2 protein-coding genes are annotated in these 4,221 nt (G+C 74.9%); one reads left to right on the top strand and one right to left on the bottom strand.

The window, feature by feature from the left end:
* Positions 1–1,233, bottom strand: a 1,233-nt coding sequence (locus MHW47_RS32725) for a sensor histidine kinase KdpD (protein ID WP_239227475.1), incomplete at its 3' end; no start/stop codon positions are given.
* Between the two features lie 245 nt (positions 1,234–1,478).
* Here MHW47_RS32725 and cobT point away from each other — a divergent pair.
* Entirely contained in the window at positions 1,479–4,136 is a 2,658-nt protein-coding gene (gene cobT, locus MHW47_RS32715; RefSeq protein ID WP_308381741.1) for a nicotinate-nucleotide--dimethylbenzimidazole phosphoribosyltransferase, read from the top strand.
* The last annotated feature ends 85 nt before the right edge of the window (positions 4,137–4,221 follow it).

Genomic DNA, 4,221 nt, shown 5'->3' with positions numbered 1-4,221 from the left:
GCCGGAGGTGTGGACGGGCTCCGGCTCGGCGGCCGGGGCGGTGGCGGAGGCGCCCGCCGGGGCGGTGGCGGAGGGGCCGGCCGGGGCGGCGGCCGGGGTGGTCCGGTTCTGCGCGCGGGTGATGATCTCCTGCGGGAGCATCATCAGCGCGCCGGTGCCGCCGCGCGCGGAGGGCCGGAACGAGACGGTCAGCCCGTGCTTGCGGGCCAGCCGGCCGACGACGGCGAGCCCGAGCCGGGTGCCGGTCAGGCCGGTGAGGTCGTTGTCGGCGGCGGAGACCGCGCGCTCGGCCCGGCGCAGCTGCACGTCGCTCATGACCAGTCCGCTGTCCTCGACCGTGATGACGATCCCGGCCGGGACCTCCTCCACGTACACGTGGACCTCGGCGGTGGGCGGCGAGAAGGTGGCAGCGTTGTCGAGCAGTTCGGCGAGCGCGTGCATGACGCCCTCGGCGGCGTGCCCGGCGACGGCGACGTCGCTGGTGGAATGGAGCCGGACGCGCTGGTAGCCGCTGATCCGGCCCATCGCGCCGCGCAGCACGGACTCCATGACGATGGGCCTGGCCCAGCGGCGGCCGGAACGGGCGCCGGTGAGCACGGCGATGGAGTCGGCGAGCCGGCCGGCCTGGGCGGTGCGGTGGTCCAGGTGGAGGAGGTCGGTGAGGACGTCCTCCGAGGTGTGCCGGTGCTCCATCTCGCGCAGGTCGGCGAGCATGCTGGTGGCCAGGGCCTGCATCCGGCCGGCCGCGTTGGCGCAGGCGGTGAGGGCGGCGGAGCGCTCGGTCTCGGCGCGCGAGACGCGGGCCCGGAGCTTCGCGGTCTCGGCGGTGAGGCGGGTGCGGAGTTCGGCGCTCTCGGCGGTGAGACGGGCGGCCTCGGTGGCGGCCTCGTCCCTGACCCGGGCCGCCTCCGCCGCCGCGGCGGCCCTGACCCGGGCGGTCTCCGCGGTGAACCGCTGGGCCTCGGCGGCGGACGCGGAGACCAGGCGGGAGACCTCCGCGGTGAACCGCCCGTTCTCGGCGGCGTGGGCCTCGCGGAGCCTGCGGATCACGACGCGGGCGTGGACGGCGGTGGCGACGGCGGCGGCGAGCAGCACGGCGGCGGCGCCGGAACCCCAGGCCACCGCGGTCCTGGCCGAGGGGGGAGCGGCGAGGGCCGCCCACGCGCACAGGGGTGCGGAGAGGGCCACCGTGACCAGAAGGGCCAGTGCGGTCGGCCGGGTTGTGGGACGCAAAGCGGAGTCCTTGAGGGCGGACGGTGGCGGACGGGGCGGTTCGGACGTGCGTGGCACCTGGGGCAGGGGCGACAACTGGAACAGGTGATTCCCAGATAAGTCCCCGTCACTATATGAGAATTGACGATCTCTTTGGGAAGAACTTGTGGTGATCCGCGTTCTGTTTGTGTTTTCAACTTGTCAATTTCCGGCTCAACAATGTCGCGTTCGCCCCGTGCGGTGATCTTCGGCGGCATCCTTGGCCCATGGCATCCGGTACCGCAGCGCACGGCAGCACCACGCCCTCCGCCCCCGCCGCCCTGGTCCGCGACCTGCGGGCGGCGGTACGCGGCGAGGTCGCCTTCGACGCCACCGCCAGGGCGCTGACCACGATGGACGCGTCCAACTACCGCCGGGTGCCGCTCGGTGTGGTCGCCCCGCGCGACGCCGCCGACATCGCCGCCGCGCTCGCCGTGTGCCGCGACCACGGCGTGCCGGTCGTCGCGCGCGGCGGCGGCACCTCGATCGCCGGCCAGGCCACCGGCACCGGAGTCGTCCTCGACCTCACCCGCCACCTGCGCTCCGTCCTCGCGCTCGACCCGGGCACGCGGACGGCGGTCGTGCAGCCGGGGCTCGTCCTGGACGACCTGCGGGCCGCCGCCGCCCCGCACGGCCTCACCTTCGGCCCCGACCCCTCCACCCACAGCCGCTGCACGCTCGGCGGCATGATCGGCAACAACTCCTGCGGCGCGCACTCCGTCGCCTGGGGCACCACCGCCGACAACGTCCACGCCCTCACCGTCGCCCGCTACGGCGGCGACACCCTGCGCCTGGAGCCCGGCGGCTGGGGCCCGCCCGGCGTCCGCGAGCTGATCACCTCCCACCTCGCCCCGCTGCGCACCGGCTTCCCCGACCTCCCGCGCCGCATCTCCGGCTACGCGCTGGACGCCCTGCTGCCCGAGAACGGACCGGACCCCGTGCGCGCGTTCTGCGGCAGCGAGGGCACCCTCGGCATCGTCACCGAGGCCACGGTCCGGCTGGTCGAGGCGCCGACCGCCCGCGCCCTCGCCGTCCTCGGCTACGCCGACGAGTCCGCCGCCGCCGAGGCCGCCCCCGCCGCCGAGGCGGCCCCCGCCCCCGATCAGTCGATAGAGTCCGAGGCCGCCGAAGCCCAGGAGCCGGGCGACGACACGCCCCCCGCACCCGGGTACGACGACGCGGAGCGCGAGGCCGTACTGCGGGTCATGCGGGAGCGCCGCGACATCCGCAACGGCTTCCGCAGCGACCCCATCCCGCACGAGGTGCTGCTCCGCGTTCTGGAGGCCGCGCACACGGCACCCAGCGTCGGGCACTCGCAGCCGTGGGACTTCGTGGTCATCCGCTCCGCCGAGACGCGCCGCACGATGCACGAACTGGCCCAGCAGCAGCGTGAGGCGTACGCCAAGTCGCTGCCGAAGGCGCGGGCCAAGCAGTTCAAGGAACTGAAGATCGAGGCGATCCTCGACACGCCGGTCAACATCGTGGTGACGGCCGACCCGACGCGGGGCGGCCGCCACACGCTCGGCCGGCACACCCAGCCGCAGATGGCCCCCTACTCCTCGGCGCTGGCCGTGGAGAACCTGTGGCTGGCCGCCCGCGCGGAGGGCCTCGGCGTGGGCTGGGTCAGCTTCTTCGACGAGCGCGAGATGGTGCGCGCGCTGGGCCTGCCCGAGCACCTGGAGATCGTGGCGTACCTGTGCGTCGGGTACGTGGACGAGTTCCCGGAGGAGCCCGAGCTGATGCAGGCGGGCTGGTCGAAGCGCCGCCCGCTGTCCTGGGTCGTCCACGAGGAGACGTACGGCCGCCGCGCCCTGCCCGGCGAGGCACCGCACGACCTGCTCCAGGAGACGATCTCCAACATCCGCCCGCTGGACGCGAAGGCGCTCGGCGAGGCGTGGGAGCGCCAGAAGCGGATGACGAAGCCGGCCGGTGCGCTGGGCATGCTGGAGATCATCTCGGCGCAGCTGTCCGGCCTCTCCCGGATGTGCCCGCCGCCCATCCCGGAGCCCGCCGCCGTCGCGGTCTTCGCGGGCGACCACGGGGTGCACGCCCAGGGCGTCACCGCCTGGCCCCAGGAGGTCACGGGCCAGATGATCGCCAACATGCTCGGCGGCGGCGCGGTCTGCAACGCCTTCGCCTCCCAGGTCGGCGCCGAGGTCTGCGTGGTCGACGTCGGCGCGGTCGCGGACCTCCCCGCGACGCCGGGCCTGCTGCCCCGGAAGGTACGGGCGGGCACCGGCGACTTCACGACCGGTCCCGCTCTCACCCGCGAAGAGGTCCACGCCGCCATCGAGGTCGGCATCGAGACCGCCCGCGACCTGGTGGCGGCCGGCAACAAGGGCCTCCTCACGGGCGAGATGGGCATCGCCAACACGACCGCTTCGGCCGCCCTCATCTGCGTGTACACGGGGATGGACCCGGCCGAGGTGACGGGCCGGGGCACCGGCATCAACGACGAGATGCACGCCCGCAAGATCGACGTGGTGCGCCGGGCCCTCGAACTCCACCAGCCCGACCCGGCCGACCCGATCGGTGTCCTGGCGGCCGTGGGCGGCCTGGAACACGCGGCGATGGCCGGCTTCCTGCTCGGCGGGGCCTCGCTCCGCACACCGGTGATCCTGGACGGAGTGAGCGCGGGGGCCGCCGCCCTGGTGGCCCGCGCCATCGCCCCCGAGGCCCTCGCCGCCTGCATCGCCGGCCACCGCAGCGCCGAGCCCGGCCACGTCGCCGCGCTCAACAAGCTGGGCCTGCGCCCGCTGGTCGACCTGGACCTCCGCCTCGGCGAGGGAACGGGCGCACTGCTGGCGCTCCCGATCGTCCAGAGCGCCGCGCGCGCGATGCACGAGGTGGCCACCTTCGACTCGGCAGGCGTGACGGAGAAGTAGCCCGACGCCGGCCCCCCCGCCGGCGTACGAGGCGCGGGGCCGGGGCGACGCCCCGGCCCGGGAAGGGGCAGGGAAGGGACACGGC

Source organism: Streptomyces sp. OfavH-34-F, from assembly GCF_022347745.1.
Classification (GTDB): domain Bacteria; phylum Actinomycetota; class Actinomycetes; order Streptomycetales; family Streptomycetaceae; genus Streptomyces.
This window is presented reverse-complemented; position numbering and strand designations above follow the sequence as displayed.